A 16,187-nucleotide genomic window follows, 5' to 3' on the forward strand; every position below is an offset into this window, starting at 1 on the left:
AGTAGCGAAGGATGAGTAAGATTACTGCCACCGCCCATTCCCCATCCAACGCCCGAGAACTGAGCAAATCGCAGAACCGGAAGCTGCTGATAGAAGCTGCTGCGGATGCCATCCACAAATTTGGAATTCGCGGGACCACCGCTGCAAACATCCACGAGTTGTCAGGGTTGTCCCGAGGAATGGTGAACCTGCATTTCGGCTCCAAAGAAAAGCTGCTTTTGGCTGTGGCCGAGGAATTGTCAGCGCGCTACTCTGGCCAGTGGCAGGCGATTGCAGGCGATGCAGACCTGAGTCCCGCAGAAAAGCTGGTCGGTATTATAGAGGCGGACTTCGATCCCTATGTCCTGAATGCGCGAGACGTGGCTATCTGGTTCGCGTTCAGGGCTGAAGCACTTTCCAATCCAGACATCTACCCGTTCATCGACTCGCGAGATCAGGGGTTTCGCAAAACGATCCTGGAGCTTTGCCATCAATTGAAGAACCAAGCCGGTTATGAGGGCGTGGACGCGAAGCTTGCAACAGATGCGTTGATTGCATTGCTCGAAGGCCTCTGGACCGACTACCACTTACATTCGGATACTTTTAAATCCACCGAGGCTGTGAAGATCTGTCTGTTTGTGCTGCAGACATTTTTTCCAAAACACTTTGCGCGGACACCATGAGCTTACGTAGCAGGGACCATTTCAAATTTTTTATGGCTGATTTCTCGGTCCAGCATGCTGTTTGATCAGGGTGTTTTCCGCTCCAAACTGTCTGCTCAACTTCTGATCTATCCCGCAATCGGATGTGTGCATTTAGGCTGGTACAGGGATTGTCACAGGATCCGGCCTTGTATCGTCCTTCGGTGAACTCTGTACGCACACGTTTCGCGGCGCTTGCCGAACAGTTCGGTCTTTGCGCGACGCAAGGGACAGCCTCACTGCGGACTACCTGAGACTGGTTCGAAATTTTCTAAAGGCATCAGGTTACGCTATCTCGCCAATCCAGGCGCAAAATTTGGAACACAACCTTATCTTTAGCGGCGACATATCATTTAAGTGACCGGTCTCCGCGCACTGGTGACCATAAAGCCTGGGCCGGCAGTCCAGGCCTCAGGGTTGCGGATTATTGAAAGCGCTTCGGACAGCATTGCCTTGGACATAAATCCGCCTCCGATCAGCTGGGGCGCCAAGGTTGCCAACGTCAATGACCATGTCTCCGCTTCTGCGCTTCCTGCGGTTTGCCCGGACATGTTCAGGATGGGTTGAATGTGCCTCGCATCAACTTCTGTATAGCCAGTTTTGACCAAAAGGCGTGGAAGCGTGCCGCCAAATCCAAGCTCCCATCCTTGCGCCGCAGCAAACTCAAGATATGCGGTCCAGAATGTTGCCCAAAACCGGCTGGGACCGGAAGCGATGCGGCCGAAGTCCATTTCAGTTGCAACAAATGCGCCGCCGGGTTTGAGCGCCTGCAGGATCTTGGACAAAACCTCGGTTCGGGTCGGCAAAAAGCAAAGCACCGAGCGACAGTGGATCAGATCATACAAGTCCGAACCAAGTTCGTCGCTTCGCAAATCTATTTCTTTTACCGACAGGTTGGACAATGCGTTTTCTTTGACGGATGACACATCCAGATCGCTGGCGATCACCTTTGCATCGGGAAAAGTCTCGGCAAGCCAGATCGCGACGCTTCCGCGCCCGGCACCAATATCGAGACAGTTCGCTTTCGCGGGAAGGTTCAGCCTGTTGATGGTTGAAAACGTATCGGGATCATGCGCATGCGCCATCTGGTCGAGCCGCTCAGCCTCGGTCGGCAGGGTGTGAGGTAAGAGATCTTCGTACATCTGGTGCCTCCGGGATTTGTCCGGAAAATACAACAATATCGGTGAAAATTGTACCCCAGGGGTCCGGCCCGAATTTTGTGGTAGGGTTGGGCAGCCTCGTTCCTAAGCGGTGATCCGGTTGTTCAGAAAGGTACGAATGTTATGAACAGACCCGTCGCACTCGACTATCTGTTGCTGGTTGGGATCAGCCTTATATGGGGGTCTCAATTCGTTTTAAACGAACTGGCGATCCGCAGTTTCACGCCTTTGGTGGTTGCAACGGGAAGAGTGGTGATAGGATTTGCCACCCTGACGGTCATCGCAGCGGTGATGCATAAAAAGCTAGCCCGGAATTCGGTAGGTACTAGCGGGCAGCCCTGGAAGTTGTATTGCGCGATCGCTGTCGCCGAGGCGATATTGCCGTGCTTTCTGATCCCATGGGGGCAGCAGCATGTCGATAGCAGCATCGCCGCGATCCTGTTGGCAACCGTGCCGATTTTCACCCTGATCCTGGCCCCGTTTTTCGTGAAGGACGAGCATTGGAGTCTGATCGCTGCCGTAAGCGTCATTGTTGGTTTTATCGGTATTCTTGTTCTGATCGCTCCAAGTATTAAAGGTAGCTGGCTGGCGAATATTATTGGTGAACTGGCGATCCTTGGCGGCGCGTTGAGCTTTTCGCTGAGTCTGATCATGATGAAACACCTGTCAGGTGTTCCGCCGGTTCTGGCAATGCGCAATGTCTTTATGATTGCGTCCGTAGTGCTGGTTATTTTGGTACTGGTATTGAATACGCAGTGGCACCTGCGTCCAAGCTGGCAAAGCCTGTCGGCCTTGCTGGGGTTGGGAATTTTCTGCGGCGGTATCGCTTATGTCCTGTTCATCTATATGGTTGGCCGAACCGGCCCGACTTTCACCGCTCTTACCGGTTACCTGATCACCCTTGTCGGCGTATTCATCGGCATCGCATTTCTGAGTGAACGATTACAGACAAACGACATCCTCGCGCTTGTTCTGATCATTGCCGCGCTTATCATCGGCAAGTACAAACCCTTGGGCAAAACCGAACCAAACTGAGTCCGGTCACTGCGGCGCAATAAAGACATCGCGTTTCGGGAATTCCTCGACAATGTCCAGTTTCTGGTCGAAATGCGCCGCAAGCAGGTAGTCTGGATTGCTCGCGATCCATTCGGAGAGGTCAATGGCCTGGTATTCCCCGGTGTTGAATGCGATCAGAATTCTAGCCCTTTCTTCCCCGGTATTTTCGATTGAGTGACCGTAGCCCTGCGGAATATATCCCACATCACCTTTGTTCAGCGTCTCAGTGGCAAAACGCCCGTTTGCGCCAAACACAGTAATGCCGATGCCGCCGCTCATCACGTATTGCCATTCATCCGCATTTGGGTGCCAGTGAAATTCACGCATTCCGCCCGGTTCCAATTCCAGCACGACACCGGTAATTGTTGTTGCAATGGGAAATTCCTCCTGGCTGACCAGCCATTCGCGCCCCCCTTCAAATGAGGAATTGGGCCCCTGATCGAGAAGTCTGTATTTGTGCGTGTGGGGTGGTGTCGCAAGATGCCCCTGATGTGGTAGCGCCGGTGTTTCAGGGGGCGGGTTGCCATGCACGAAATACACCTCGCTTTTGGGAAACGAGTCAAAAGCAGCGGCGGGCAGGCCGAGGCTTTTCGATAGCAGTTCTTTCGGTGCGTGGCCTATCCAATCCGTGATGCTGAAAGTGCCAAACTCAGAGAAATACCCATTGTCGAAGATCAGGATGAAGTGACACGGCTGATCGCCCAGGCATTGTATCGAATGCCCGTAACCTCGGGGGAAGTACCACACATCACCGGGTTCAAAATCATTGGTCTCGGACTCACCCGCCGGGTTTATAACCGTGGTCCGGCAGCGGCCCTCCATGACGAATGCCCACTCTGCCGCAGTGGCATGCCAATGCAATTCGCGGGCCACGCCGGGCTCAAGCTTCATTGAAACGCCCGCAATTCCGGTAGAAACCGGCAACTGTTTGACGGTGGCTTCCTTGCCGAAACTGCCGCCGTCTTCGCGCCCTTTGGATTTTTCCAGTTCAAACTTGAAGTTTGGGAGGTCTTGCTTGGAAAGCTCCGGGTCAGGAACGTTGTTCCAAAACGGGCCGGATGGATACTCCGCCGCCGACACTTGCGTGACAGCAGTTCCGCCCAAACCTGCCGCCGCTGCCGTTTTGAAGAATTCTCGCCGTGATGAATTAACCATGCTGGCCTCCAAATCCATTGGATAAGACCCCGGCAGAATAGCATGCCGTAGCCTGTTCGATAAATTCGGCTTTTTTTTAAACGAATGAAATGATGGCTCGCCTTCACCAAAGCGCGATCCTCTTGCAATTATCGGCTTAGGGTCTGCAATAGATCGAAGTGTGGTATTCGACTAAGCTGGAGGCGTTGGGGTCATCGGAACAACTCAACGCCTTGGTCGCTCAAAAAAGTAGTGTAAACGCCGCGTTGGTTCCAAGGTCTGGGCCGAGCCCATTTGCCAGTCAGTACAGCTAATATCGCTGCAACTGACGTCAGGAACCTGGTATTTGCCTTACTCTGATCTTCCAGATGCCCAGAGCTACTGACAAAAATCAAAAGCTAAATCCTTAGGTAAGTGTGGAATAGACCTCAGCCATGCGCTGGAACGTCCAATAGCAGGCGATGGCCGCACACCCGCCCGCAAGGCCAATACGTAAAGACATCCACAAACCGGCGTTTGCGTGATGGCACAATAACAACGCAGGCCAGAGCGCCAGAATGATGGCGACCTGCCCAAGTTCGACACCAAGATTGAACGCAAGGAGGCTTTGCCAGATGTTTGGAGATGTGACCTGCAAAATCTCTTGCAGCACAAAGCTGAACCCCAGACCGTGCAAGAGTCCGATGAGCGTTGTCAAAAGAACCATCGTGAGCTCAGACCGTGCTGTATTCGTAGTACTTGCAAACGCTGCCACTGCGGCAAAAATGATCGAAAGCGCGATCCCGGTTTCGACCGCGGGAATAAACCACGAACCCGATGGCACAAAGCCGAAGAAGCCGAGCGACAGTGTTACGCTATGCCCGACGGTAAAACCCGTCGCGCGCAGCAGCAATGCCCTGAGTGTCTGTGCCCCGATAACCAGACACACAACAAACAGAACATGATCCAGCCCTTCGAGGATGTGCCGGATGCCTTCCCAGACAAAGCTCAGGAAACCTCCATAGCCTTCCAATTGTATCTCAACAGGTTCGGTCATTAATCCACGTGACCGAAAAACCTGCGGCCTGTCGGACGCATAGTCCAGTATGAGGTTCGCCGTCTGATCCTGATCCGGTAAACCGGGGTCCAGTGTATTCGCGAGGCTGAACGACTGAACGACCCCTTCGGTGTTGTAGTCCAAAACCAGATCAACAATCGTGTCCCCGACATAGAGCGGGGGGAGCAGCGGGGTTTCGGTTTGCACGGCACGCTGGGCCTCTTCCAAAGTGGCAAAGCCGGGCTCACTGCCGATCCGGTGCAGTTGAACCTTTTCAATCGTTCCGCCCAGGCGCTGGTTTTCGACCAGCAGTTGCAACCCATCTTCGGCCAATTGTCCCAAGCCGTCAGGGTCGTTCTTAAATGCCTCCAGATCGACGAAATGAACAAGCTGCCCGTCCTTCATGGCGTTTGTCGTATACGGCGCGGCGTCGGGCAGGGTGGCACCGTCTTGTCTGCCAACCTTGTCTGCAACAAGGTGGGGCATTGGGGTTCGCATGTAGACACGCAGGCCGTCGTCGGTGTGCTGCACATGCATGATGCGAACGTTGAGGTTCAACAGGAAATGCGCCGAGGCTGACAGCGTCAGCGACAACAGTAAACCGACAAACAGCGCGCAGAATAGAAAATTGTTTCGTTTGATTAACTTATGCATTTGGATCACGCGCCTCAATTATAGTGAGTCCATCCAGCTTCCAGTGCCCGTCTTCTGGTACAATTTCGACCAGCGCCCTAAACGCTACTGCGCGAATGTGAGCGTGCCCCCAATGACCTGCTTCGGCCCTGACGGTCCATTTGGCCAATGTGCTGAAGCCGCCCGGTTTGGTGGTCGGATCAAGGGACTCTAACGTCAAGCCACCGATATCAGTCACTCTGGCAATGCTGCCTCCGGGTGCACGTATCGCGAGTCCCCGCTCGACCTCGGATGCAATGTCTTCCTGCGCCTCAGAGGTAACTATTTGCATCAGTTCTGCCCTTCTTGAATCCGCGGTTGGTTCCAGAGTCACCGTGTTCAGGTTTTCGAGCATCAAACGGAAAACGTTCTCGGCAGTCTGCGGTTCGGGTAGGTCCGATTTCTTCCAGGGCATATCTGGCAATGATCCCGAAAAAACAATGACGGTTAAAGCTGCGAGGATCATGACCGCACCACTGGCAGTCCTTAGCCTTCCGAACAGCATCAACAAGAGCGATGCGCGACCGATAACCCCTGCAATCCAAACCAACGCCGGTAAGCGCTGCGATTTTCGGTCAACAGGGATGGCTGATACCGTTTCCCTTTCGTACTTCAGTAAATGGTTTCGCCATCGGAATTGAGGATCTGCTGGCGTCACTGCCCCAAAGAATGGTCCGGCCAAATCGGTTGATATCGTTGCGACTCGCGAGGTTTCCGCGTCAAACATATCCCATGTTACAGTTGCCTGTTCGGGAAGATCGTTTGAGGGGAATGAAAGGATAACGCCTAGAAATGCGTTATTCGCTGAAACGTCCCTTCCGGGTTCAACAATCTGGAACCCCTGTGAGGTCAGCTTCAGCATGTCAGCCGTCGCACGCACTGATTGAACCGTATCGCCGTCAATTGAAACAGGGTTGCGTAAAGCCAGAAACGCCGCCGCCTTTTCAGTGATCCGGGCGCTTTGCAGGGGTGACAGCGTTTGCCCCACTTCGACGGTTTCACCAATCCACGGAGCCAGATCGCGCAGGCGGATTAATGTCTCGTGCCGAACTTCGCGAGGCTCAATATAGAGAAAGGTTGAGGCCGCGTCTTGAGCCTGCCGATTCAGACTTTCGGCGGAAAAGCGAGTGTGCCAGGGGTCTGGCCAATGCATTTCAAGGTTGGCGGATTTTGACAGGAAACTGAAATCTGTTACCGGCACCTCTCGATCCAATACATGCATGCCGATAGTTGCCAGCGGAATACCGTCTTTCATTGGTGGTCGAATGGTAATTTGTTTGGGGCGTTGCCTCAGAAACGGATAGAACAACTCCACGAACAATACACGCGGGTCAGAGGGCGGGCTTGGCACAATTTTGCCAGAGAACGGATCGAACTGGCTAGCAAGCGGAGAAGCCCGGTCGACACGCGTTCGGGGTTCAATCGTTCTGACCGCTGCGGAAAGAGGTCCTTCGCCCTCTGCTATCACCGCCAGCGTCTGACCATCAGATCGTTGTTGATATTGCTCAAGACCAGGCCCGTCCAGCGCGTGATCGATAAGCCAACTATCAGGCAACAGCCCCGCGAACAGCGGTATGTCATCCACGAAGATCTCAAGGTCGAGGTACACACCGTCGTCTTTGACGTGAAAAACGGCGATATTCGGTGCGACTTCCGATCCGTTGGACAGAACCACATCAGCGGATACGAGCATCGCATTGGTTGCCCAAATGCCAAGCGTCAGGAGTAGCCGATGCAGATTTGTCCAGAGTTGAATGACCTTCATCCCTGTATGGCGGTCCGTTTTCCATGGGTGTTAAACTGCACTGAAACCACACTGGAAAACATGACTGTGAAAAGAATGCGGTTGAGATTTTTGGCAGCCATTGATGCGCCCCTTTCCTAGCTTTTTGCATGGCGCATCACTGCGAGAGAACGCGCCATGCTTGAGGGGGATTACCTTCGGCTCCTATCCGTGGCGTACCCATGTTCGAAGATGAGTGCGCATGTCAGGATCGGTGAGATCACACCAAAAGGGTGTTATTGGTCCGGCATTGGTGGCGGGGTGTAACCCTCCCACTTACCGGCGTTGACTTTGTCCGAAGGCTCTTTTTCCTCCGACCGCGGGGCGTTGATGTATTCGTCGCTTACCGCAGGCGGTAAAACATAGTCGTCAACACTCGCTTCACGAACAACGATCTGGTCTTTGGTTACGTTGATCACCTGAAGATCCCGCGCAAGCGTAAGCGGACCGTCATATGTCGACCGGACCCCCTCAAGGATTGCCTGATAGTTTTCAGGCGAAAGTACCGAGTGATAACCCAGAGCCATTCGCGGTTCGACTGCCGACATGACTTTGCCGAAAGCTGCCGGCTCGGTATGAATGCGCGTTGCAACATACGTGGCCTGTTTCATGTCCCAGCCAAAATAAGGGGCAAGCGCATCCGGCGGTAGGAAGGCTTCGTGCGAGGCAAGGTCTGCGCCTTTGGCGTATTCGACATACCATTTATTCGGGTAAGTATCCCCGCCAAAAACATATTTCAGCCCATTCCATTCAAGGGAATAGCTTACCGAGCCATCCAGGCTGTGGATCGCGGGCCAGGACCGAATGGTGACTTCATTTTCTTGATAAACGATCTCGTTTTCCTGCATGTAGTCGAACTCGGTTACGTCAAGCTTGGCGCCTTCATCCGGCAAGGCACCCGTTCTTGTGGCGAGATCCCAGGCATAGGCTTTCGACATGCCATCTACATATGCTTTGGTGCCCAGTTCGTCTTCTGATCCCGAAGGACCGAAAATGCGAAGCGGCGTATACCGGCCTGAAAGCCAGCCGCCCACATGCAGACCCATGAAGTCTCCGACATGGTCAACATGCAAATGGCTGAAAAAAACTTTGTCGATCTTGGAAAAGTCCGGGCGAAGCGAGAAAAGGTTGCCCGTTGACCCCGTTCCGACGTCAAACAGAAAGACATCCCCGTTTCCCAATTCGACAAAAAATGAGATCGAAACAGCCGCCTTGGTCTGGTTCGGCATCCCCGTTCCCAAGGCGGTGATGCGCATCTCGTTCTCTCCGAGAATTTCAGTATTTGGAAAATAAGACGCCGGATACACGCCGTTTTCGATTGCGGTGGCATTTCGCCCAGTCGGCAACATGTTCTGCGCCATGGCAGTTCCGGCGACCATCATGCCTAACGCCAAAACTGTACCGGTTGCGGATTTAACTAAGCTATTCATGGATCCCCCCTTCGTTGCGAAGCGTCTGAAGAGAACACGAATTCGTGAGTCCTCAATTGACCATAGACATCTCTACGGTAGTTCCATAGACTGCTCTATGTCAACTTAAGAATGCCATAATCTGAATGTCAGAAGTTATTTCAAGAAGATCACCTAAGGCTGCCGCAACCAAAGAAGATTGGATTTTGCTGGCCTACAAGCTGCTGAATGAGGGTGGGGTGTCCGCCATCAAAGTTGTGCCAATGGCAAAGCGGCTGAATCTAACAAGCGGCAGCTTTTACTGGCACTTCAAGAATGTCCGAGAACTTCTGGAAGAAGTACTCAGATATTGGGAGCAGGAACTTACTGACAACGTGATAGTCGCGGCGAAGAATTTTCAAGGCTCGCCGGAAGACCGCATTCTTCTTCTAATGAAAAAAGTGATTGAAGAGGATGCAGCACTGCCAGACCACGCTGTTTCGGTATGGGCGAATACCGACGAAACGGTCAACAAAGCCTATCAGCGAACGATCGGCAAGCGGTTCCAATTCGCGGCCTGGATGTTCGAACAAGCCGGGTTCTCGAAAGAAGAAGCCAAGGTTCGCGGAAGGCTGATGGTCACATCGCTGATGGGAGATTCCTCAACCGGCCTGAAAGCCCAAGGCAATTGGGAAAACGTCTTAGAGCGGGAACATGCGATACTTGTGAGAAAGTAACGGGACTTATTCTGAGCCGTGAAAACTCCATACCCAACTCAGGAAAATGACTGATACTCGTTTCGAAGCTCTACTGTTCTTGGCTCGAGATCGCTGTTCCAGCGGGCCGGATCAAACAGGTGGCAACTATGCTCAGCGACGGTTTTCCGGTCAGAACCATCCGGCCGCAAATCTCTTTGTCCATTCAGGCAGTGCTACGACTCAGCCACCTTGCCGTCTAGTTTAATGCACGAATTCCGCGGTCTCTCCGAGACGTCGAAGATTCACTGCATGAAGAAGAGATCGACGTAAGCCAAAAAGGCTGCTGGACGATCCTGTTGGACCCGGTGATTATTTCGTGAATCCCTTCGCGATCACGTCACAATTGCAGTTTTCAGTTGCAGATCGGCAAAACCAGAGGCGGCTGCTTTGGCAAGGATTGCCTCCACTGATTGATGATCGGTTGAAGAGTGCTTTTGGGCCAGAAATTTGGTGAGCCAATTGTCTGTAGGCACGCAGCATTCCAGTAAAGCCCGGCGCGCGATAATGGTTCCCGCTTTTTTACCGCTTTGGCGACAGCGTTGATGTCATTGGATTCCGGATAGATATAAAGGGTCGTCGGGTTACCCTCAACCAGCGCGAGAATTTCCCTGGAAGCGGGCTGAGACCAGGTTGTGCAGCCATTGCTTCGACCGCCAGTATAATTCACCAGTTTTCCGTAAGGGACATAGCCTTCTTTGTCGGCATGTGGGCTTTTCGGGTTCTTGAAGCGACATTGCCATTTTAAAAAAACAGCGGGATGGCCACCGATGGCCCGCTCGCGAGCATTGCTTGTTTCACCCTCCCCATCAAACAAGAGAAATGTGCGGTAGAATGGTTTCCTCTGACCCGAGTGGTAGTAATATCCTTTAAAGGATGTTCGTGTTTCGGCGGTCACATAGGATCCGCCAGCGGTCAGCTTCGAACCCTCTGCGTTACTGAAATTTTTTGCACATTGCCGACCGTTCGAGAAATTTGCGCGCTGTAACTTCCGACCATTGCCATAGCCGGACGAGACGGCACGAAACAACTTCTGTGACTCGCAGATGACGTAAAACCGGCGCCCCGGTTTGCCGCTGGGGGATGTGCTTGGGCGCGTCGCGTCTTTTGCCAGATAGCAGGGGTTCGAAACTTTGCCCTGGCGTACTTTTTTCTGGTAGAGCGCCCGCGCTCTCTTCAGGACCACAGGTGCAATTTGCCCATCGCCTGTCCCCACGTGTTTTTGCAACCATGTCGGTATGTCTGCGGATAAGGCTTTCAGCCGTGTCGGAATTGAGCCCACCAAAGTGGTAACTATCAAAACCGCGAATGCGAGACGGAGTGATTTCGGTAGCAACGGGAAAACTCCTGCCAGAATATCCTCGCCACCAGTCTAACACAGATCGGGAGGAGGACTGCGGTCGTCCGATGAAGGATAGCATCGACTGTGACTGTAAAGCCCGTGCTTCTCATGTGTCAGGAAGATTTCAGCAATCGCTTGATCAAAAACGTCAGCGCAAGTCCGAGGTTGAATTTCGCCTGGTAACGATCAATTCGCCTCTCTTTTCGGCAAGCTCGGTAAGCGCCTTGCCGCGGGCTACTGCTTCGACCCCTTCTGCCAGCAGGTGGGCCGCTTCGTCAGTCAGGTAAAGTTCGCCCAGATCGTCCCGCCAGCCATTGAACGTATCCGAGAAACGGTCGCAGAATGCTCTGTGGCCACCTTCACCTGCGCCGAGGTTAACCAACATGGTCGGCCCCATCGCGGCCCATCTCAGGCCGGAAGCCGAGCTTGCCACGATGGCGTCTGGTGTAAGGGCAGGTTCAATTTCAGCAAAGATCGCGTGTTTGATCGGCAACCCTTCGGGGACATTCTCCTGAGCCAATCCGACACCGGCTACTGCGCTGGCAGCGTCGGTATGGAATGTAATCGCATCCGGTGCACCGTTCCGGGTTAGTCCTGGCTCTGTCATTGTGGGGCAGGCCGTTTCGACGTAATCGCGCACCTTGCGTTCGACATCCGGGTCGGGGTCATACATCGCAACTGAACGACCGGACGCCAGAAACAAAGCTGCCCAACTGGCGCCTATCACCCCGCCGCCAAGGCAGGCTGCGTGTTTAAACTCCACCAGAACAATCCCGGATTGAGAAGGGAGGCGGCGGTCATGCCGCCATCAACGGTGAATAACTGGCCGGTGGCAAAGCTTACCTCGTCTGAGGACAGCCAGACTGCCATGCTGGCGATGTCCTCGGGCCTGCCGAACCGACCTGCAGCATGGCGGGCCAGTGCATCCTGCCGCGCAGCCTTAGGGTCCGAAGCAAGATCAAAGCCGGCGCCCAGCATGCCGGTTTCGATCCAGCCCGGGCAAATCGCGTTGCACCGGATTTTGGGGCCATGATCGACGGCAATTGACCGGGTCAACCCATGCACAAACGCCTTGGACGCGTTGTAGAGCGCCATTGATGGGTCAGCGAAATTGCCTGAGATTGATCCGATATTGATGATCGAGCTGCCCTCAGGCATGTGCGGGATGTAAGCGCGGCAAAGATTGAACACGCCCCGGCAATTGGTGCCGATTACCGCGTCCCAATCGGCATCCGTACTGTCGGACACGGTCTTTTCGACCTGGACGCCTGCATTGTTGACAGGAATGTCGGTGCTGCCTGTCGTGTAGGCCAATTCCTCGACTGCGGCGGCGTCTGTGACATCCAGCGAATACCAGATGATGTTGTCAGCCAGCTCTGCGGTTTCTACTAAGAAAAACAGCTTTTGAAGATTGCGCGCAAGAATTGCGACATCGCCCCGCGAATCTTTTCCTGCCTCAAAGAACAAACTTGAAACTGCAGTTCCATCCGTAGTCACATGAGGAATGATGAACGGTGTATTTGAATGAAGCCATGGAGTTTCATGGTTTACATGTGTTGCACGCTGGCTCTTGTCGCTTGCGCACCAAAAGTTCGCACCTATGAAAAAACCGTAACAACCTCACTGCCTTCAAGTTCGAACAGCGCCCTTGGGCGGACTGCCAACAGACTTGGCGATCCCAAAGACGGGCGATCCGGCGTGAAGCTGATCAGTGATGGCGAACAAGCTCTGGTCTCAAGGCTATTGCTGGCCGCCGCTGCCGAGCAGACGCTTGATGCGCAATACTACCTGTTGCACAACGATCCCACCGGTCACCTGTTCGCGGCAAGCCTTTTGCAGGCTGCGGACCGTGGGGTGCGCGTTCGGCTGCTGCTGGATGACATGGATACGTCCGGTTATGACGCGATGACCGCAGCATTGGACTTGCACGAGAATATTGAAATCCGGCTGTTCAACCCCTTCTGGCGTGATCAGAGCTTGCTGATCGCGGGTCTGACGGATTTCAAACGTATCAACCGCAGAATGCACAACAAGTCCATGACCGGAGACAACGTGTTTACGATTGTAGGTGGGCGGAATATCGGAGCCGAATACTTCCTTGCCAGGGAGGAAATGAACTACGCGGATCTGGATGTACTTGCCGCAGGTCCCGTGGTGAATGAAGTCTCTGAAAGTTTTGATGCATATTGGAACAGCGAGTTTGCCGTTCCCGCCCGTGTGGTTGTTGGAGAGCCGGACTCCTTTAGCTTGGCTGATGCGCGGGACAGGCTCAATGAACTCGTGGAAGAGGCGAAGCTAACGCAGTACGGAGCGGCTCTGAGAAAGTCCGCCAAAGAGAACTTTGCTGACGGCGCTCTCTCACTGGATTGGGTTCCGGCGCGATTGTACGCGGACCCACCTTCCAAAGCAGCGGGCGTTGAAAGCTCGGATCCCATTCTTGCTTCTCAACTGCTCCCGTATTTCGAAAATGCAAGTAACGAGGTGAATATTGTCTCGGCCTATTTTGTACCTCGCAGCAACGGCGTGAAATGGATGACGGAACTGGAAAATCGTGGTGTCGAAGTCAAAGTTGTTACCAATTCTTTGGGTTCAAACGATGTTGCGCCGGTTTACGCACATTACGCCAAGAAACGCCGGGCGCTGCTGCGCGGCGGGGTCGAGCTCTACGAGTTGCGGCCCGACGCGTATCAGGTTCAGCGCCGCGGCATCAACTGGGCGCAATCCCGCTCTGGATTGCATTCCAAGGCGTTTGCAATTGATGACCGTTACCTTTTTGTGGGGTCATTCAATTGGGACCCCCGGTCGGTGAATATCAACACGGAAATGGGTATTCTGATCGACTCGCCGGCGTTAACTGAGCAGACCCTGGGCGCGCTGGACGAAGCGTTGCCGGCCTACACATATCACGTGACTCTGGAAGATGCAGGGCAGCTCAGGTGGAGAACGCGCAACGAGGATGGCACCATCCTGGAATATGATACCGAGCCGACAGGATCGACCTGGGATCACATTGTCTCGGGCTTCCTGAGTATTTTGCCAATTGGTTCGCAGCTTTAGGCCCGCAGGGCGCGGTGATTGCAGGCACTCGCGCAGGACCAGAAGCGCAACAATTAGAAAGGTGAGAAGGACTCTGACGTGAAATATTTCAAACTATACACCGATGCAGCCGGGAACAGCCATTGGGACGATATCGAAGTTGATGTCGAAGAGCGGAGTTTTGCGCCTCCTGCTCAGGCTATCGAGATTTCGGAGCCAGAGCATGTAACACGAACCATGTTTCTCAGGCTTCGGTCCGGCTGGAACGAGCCAATTCATCCGACACCTGTGACCCAAAGGTTGATTTGCCTGGCAGGTAGGGTTCGTGTGACCGCCAGCGACGGTGAATTTCGGGACATTGGTCCGGGTGATGTTTGGCACATGGACGACACGCACGGAACAGGTCATCACACCATGGTCACGAGCGATGAGGATTTCGAGGCTGTTATCATTCAGTTTGAGTGATCTGGAAAAAATCCGAATTTTCTTTTAGCAGGTTAACTCATTCAGAAAGTTCAACAATTGAAAGCGCAGTTACTGCGGAACGGATTCTGAGTATACTGAGTTCAAAACGTCGCGCCTGCGCCATGTGAATCTCAACCGTCCACCCACCAGAAGATGGCTGGCGCGATGGGGAGATGGTTATGGAACAACGGCTCTCGGCAATTTTGGCGGCCGATATGGTTGGATACTCGCGCTTGATGGAAGCAGACGAGTTGGGTGTTTTAACGCGCCAGAAAAAGTATCGGCGCGAGTTGATTGACCCGGAGATTACCCGAAGTCGCGGAAGCATTGTCAAGACAACCGGAGACGGAATGCTGGCCACCTTCGAGTCCGTTCAGGACGCGGTTCAATGCGCCGTCAAAATCCAGCAAGCGATGAGTCTGAACGAAACCGAACTGGACGACGACCAGAGAATTCGGTTTCGGGTGGGGATCAATCTTGGGGACGTGATTTTCGACGAGGGCGACATCTTTGGTGACGGTGTAAACGTCGCGGCGCGGCTTGAAGGGCTGGCAGAACCTGGTGGAGTTTGCGTCTCGGACATCGTGCACCAGGCAATTCAGGACAAAGTCGACACTACGTTCCGGGACATGGGGGGGCAGCGTGTAAAGAACATCAGTCGCCCAATCCGTGTCTGGCATTGGTCCCCGCAGGCTACACCCGCGCGCAAGGCTCCGGATATCTCGCTTCAGCAGCGTGTGAAGTTCTGCAAGTCGGTCGATGGCGTCAATTTGGCATGGGCGTCAACCGGGGAGGGCACTCCCATTCTGAAAGCGCCCAACTGGCTCAATCACATAGAATATGAGTGGACCAGCCCCGTTTGGGGGGACTTCCTTTCAGAGTTCTCAAAACGCTGTCAGTTGGTTCGATTTGATCAACGTGGCAATGGCCTTTCCGACTGGGATGTCGACGACATTTCTGAGGACAGAATGATCGAAGATATGGTCGCGGTCGCCGACGCAGCGGGGCTTGAGCAATTTGGGCTTTTTGGCATCAGCCAGGGCTCGGCCTTTTCTGTGCGATTTGCTGCAAAGTACCCCGAACGGGTTAAGTTTCTCGTTTTGCTTGGTGGCTTTGTTCGGGGAAGGATGATGCGAGGTGACCCGGATGCAGCACAGTTTTACGAGGCCGCCCGCGCCATGGTGTCTGCTGGCTGGGGATCACCGAACCCCGTTTACCGTCATTTCTTCACGTCTTGCTACATGCCGGACGCAACACCGGAAGAAGGTGCCAGTTTTGACGAAATGCAGCGGATTTCCGTAAGCCCGGAAACGGCCTTACGTATCATTGAAATGAACGCCTATGTCGATGTACGTGCCGAGGCGCAAAGCCTGCAGGTCCCAACACTGGTGTTGCACGTCCAGGGCGATATGGCTGCACCCATCAGCGAAGGGCGTGAAACTGCCCGGCATATTCCTACAGCAGAGTTTGTTGAGCTACCAGGAGCCAACCATTGTATGATCCGCGGCCATCCCGGGTTTGATGAGTTTTTTCAGGAAATTGAGCCGTTTCTCAAAGAATATGCCGGTTGATTTTTCTACCTAAAATGTCAGGCGATTTAATCCCGGAATTAGATGGAACCATTCATCCCTGTATGGAAGGACGCCTAGGGGAATAGGTGTTCCCTTTTTTTGGCTCGGG

The 16,187-nt window shown here is 53.7% G+C and carries 14 protein-coding genes; 6 read left to right on the top strand and 8 right to left on the bottom strand.

Annotated features, from left to right (window positions below):
- Window positions 1-11: 11 nt before the first annotated feature.
- A complete protein-coding gene (locus GOX66_RS02080; protein ID WP_170759105.1) occupies window positions 12-662 on the top strand; it encodes a TetR family transcriptional regulator C-terminal domain-containing protein in 651 nt (216 codons plus the stop codon).
- Between the two features lie 371 nt (window positions 663-1,033).
- On the opposite strand, the gene GOX66_RS02085 is transcribed toward GOX66_RS02080, so the two are convergent.
- Entirely contained in the window at window positions 1,034-1,822 is a 789-nt protein-coding gene (locus tag GOX66_RS02085; protein ID WP_170759107.1) for a class I SAM-dependent methyltransferase, read from the bottom strand.
- A gap of 141 nt (window positions 1,823-1,963) precedes the next feature.
- On the opposite strand from GOX66_RS02085, the gene GOX66_RS02090 reads away from it, so the two are divergent.
- Window positions 1,964-2,875, top strand: coding sequence for a DMT family transporter (locus tag GOX66_RS02090; RefSeq protein ID WP_170759109.1), 912 nt, complete (start codon window positions 1,964-1,966; stop codon window positions 2,873-2,875).
- A 6-nt stretch (window positions 2,876-2,881) separates the two neighbouring features.
- Here GOX66_RS02090 and GOX66_RS02095 read toward each other — a convergent pair whose 3' ends face one another.
- From GOX66_RS02095 to gntH, 4 genes are all read right to left on the bottom strand, one after another.
- On the bottom strand, window positions 2,882-4,051 hold the full coding sequence (locus tag GOX66_RS02095) for a cupin domain-containing protein (protein WP_170759111.1): 1,170 nt from the start codon (window positions 4,049-4,051) through the stop codon (window positions 2,882-2,884).
- Window positions 4,052-4,436: 385 nt separating this feature from the next.
- Window positions 4,437-5,720, bottom strand: a complete 1,284-nt coding sequence (locus GOX66_RS02100; RefSeq protein WP_170759113.1) for a HupE/UreJ family protein — start codon at window positions 5,718-5,720, stop codon at window positions 4,437-4,439.
- Entirely contained in the window at window positions 5,713-7,503 is a 1,791-nt protein-coding gene (locus tag GOX66_RS02105) for a hypothetical protein (RefSeq protein ID WP_170759115.1), read from the bottom strand. The genes GOX66_RS02100 and GOX66_RS02105 overlap by 8 nt, the downstream gene beginning before the upstream one ends.
- Window positions 7,504-7,757: 254 nt before the next feature.
- Window positions 7,758-8,951: a guanitoxin biosynthesis MBL fold metallo-hydrolase GntH gene (gene gntH, locus GOX66_RS02110; RefSeq protein ID WP_170759117.1), complete on the bottom strand. Its 1,194-nt coding sequence runs from the start codon at window positions 8,949-8,951 to the stop codon at window positions 7,758-7,760.
- Window positions 8,952-9,076: 125 nt separating this feature from the next.
- Here gntH and GOX66_RS02115 point away from each other — a divergent pair, with 125 nt between their 5' ends.
- Window positions 9,077-9,646: a TetR/AcrR family transcriptional regulator gene (locus GOX66_RS02115; protein ID WP_170759119.1), complete on the top strand. Its 570-nt coding sequence runs from the start codon at window positions 9,077-9,079 to the stop codon at window positions 9,644-9,646.
- Between the two features lie 373 nt (window positions 9,647-10,019).
- Here GOX66_RS02115 and GOX66_RS02120 read toward each other — a convergent pair whose 3' ends face one another.
- The 3 genes from GOX66_RS02120 to GOX66_RS02130 all read right to left on the bottom strand — a co-directional run bounded on the left by GOX66_RS02120 (window position 10,020) and on the right by GOX66_RS02130 (window position 12,473).
- Window positions 10,020-11,000 carry a murein L,D-transpeptidase catalytic domain family protein gene (locus GOX66_RS02120; protein WP_170759121.1) on the bottom strand — a complete coding sequence of 327 codons (981 nt, stop codon included), beginning with the start codon at window positions 10,998-11,000 and terminating at the stop codon, window positions 10,020-10,022.
- Between the two features lie 154 nt (window positions 11,001-11,154).
- On the bottom strand, window positions 11,155-11,769 hold the full coding sequence (locus GOX66_RS02125; protein WP_336508950.1) for a 3-hydroxyacyl-CoA dehydrogenase NAD-binding domain-containing protein: 615 nt from the start codon (window positions 11,767-11,769) through the stop codon (window positions 11,155-11,157).
- Window positions 11,730-12,473 (bottom strand): SDR family NAD(P)-dependent oxidoreductase, encoded by a 744-nt coding sequence (locus GOX66_RS02130; protein WP_174822617.1) that lies wholly within the window; start codon window positions 12,471-12,473, stop codon window positions 11,730-11,732. The genes GOX66_RS02125 and GOX66_RS02130 overlap by 40 nt, the downstream gene beginning before the upstream one ends.
- Window positions 12,474-12,530: 57 nt before the next feature.
- Between GOX66_RS02130 and GOX66_RS02135 the strand changes: the two genes are divergently transcribed.
- From GOX66_RS02135 to GOX66_RS02145, 3 genes are all read left to right on the top strand, one after another.
- Entirely contained in the window at window positions 12,531-14,063 is a 1,533-nt protein-coding gene (locus GOX66_RS02135) for a phospholipase D family protein (protein ID WP_170759125.1), read from the top strand.
- A gap of 78 nt (window positions 14,064-14,141) precedes the next feature.
- A complete protein-coding gene (locus tag GOX66_RS02140) occupies window positions 14,142-14,507 on the top strand; it encodes a cupin domain-containing protein (RefSeq protein ID WP_170759127.1) in 366 nt (121 codons plus the stop codon).
- Between the two features lie 179 nt (window positions 14,508-14,686).
- Window positions 14,687-16,078 (top strand): alpha/beta fold hydrolase, encoded by a 1,392-nt coding sequence (locus GOX66_RS02145; RefSeq protein ID WP_170759129.1) that lies wholly within the window; start codon window positions 14,687-14,689, stop codon window positions 16,076-16,078.
- The last annotated feature ends 109 nt before the right edge of the window (window positions 16,079-16,187 follow it).

Source organism: Ruegeria lacuscaerulensis, assembly GCF_013031245.1.
In the GTDB taxonomy this organism is placed as follows: Bacteria; Pseudomonadota; Alphaproteobacteria; order Rhodobacterales; family Rhodobacteraceae; genus Ruegeria; species Ruegeria lacuscaerulensis_C.

Coding starts and splice junctions, on each gene's coding strand:
- GOX66_RS02080 (WP_170759105.1), top strand. CDS start 12: ATGAGTAAGATTACTGCCACCGCCCATTCCCCATCCAACGCCCGAGAA.
- GOX66_RS02085 (WP_170759107.1), bottom strand. CDS start 1,822: ATGTACGAAGATCTCTTACCTCACACCCTGCCGACCGAGGCTGAGCGG.
- GOX66_RS02090 (WP_170759109.1), top strand. CDS start 1,964: ATGAACAGACCCGTCGCACTCGACTATCTGTTGCTGGTTGGGATCAGC.
- GOX66_RS02095 (WP_170759111.1), bottom strand. CDS start 4,051: ATGGTTAATTCATCACGGCGAGAATTCTTCAAAACGGCAGCGGCGGCA.
- GOX66_RS02100 (WP_170759113.1), bottom strand. CDS start 5,720: ATGCATAAGTTAATCAAACGAAACAATTTTCTATTCTGCGCGCTGTTT.
- GOX66_RS02105 (WP_170759115.1), bottom strand. CDS start 7,503: ATGAAGGTCATTCAACTCTGGACAAATCTGCATCGGCTACTCCTGACG.
- gntH (WP_170759117.1), bottom strand. CDS start 8,951: ATGAATAGCTTAGTTAAATCCGCAACCGGTACAGTTTTGGCGTTAGGC.
- GOX66_RS02115 (WP_170759119.1), top strand. CDS start 9,077: ATGTCAGAAGTTATTTCAAGAAGATCACCTAAGGCTGCCGCAACCAAA.
- GOX66_RS02135 (WP_170759125.1), top strand. CDS start 12,531: ATGAAGCCATGGAGTTTCATGGTTTACATGTGTTGCACGCTGGCTCTT.
- GOX66_RS02145 (WP_170759129.1), top strand. CDS start 14,687: ATGGAACAACGGCTCTCGGCAATTTTGGCGGCCGATATGGTTGGATAC.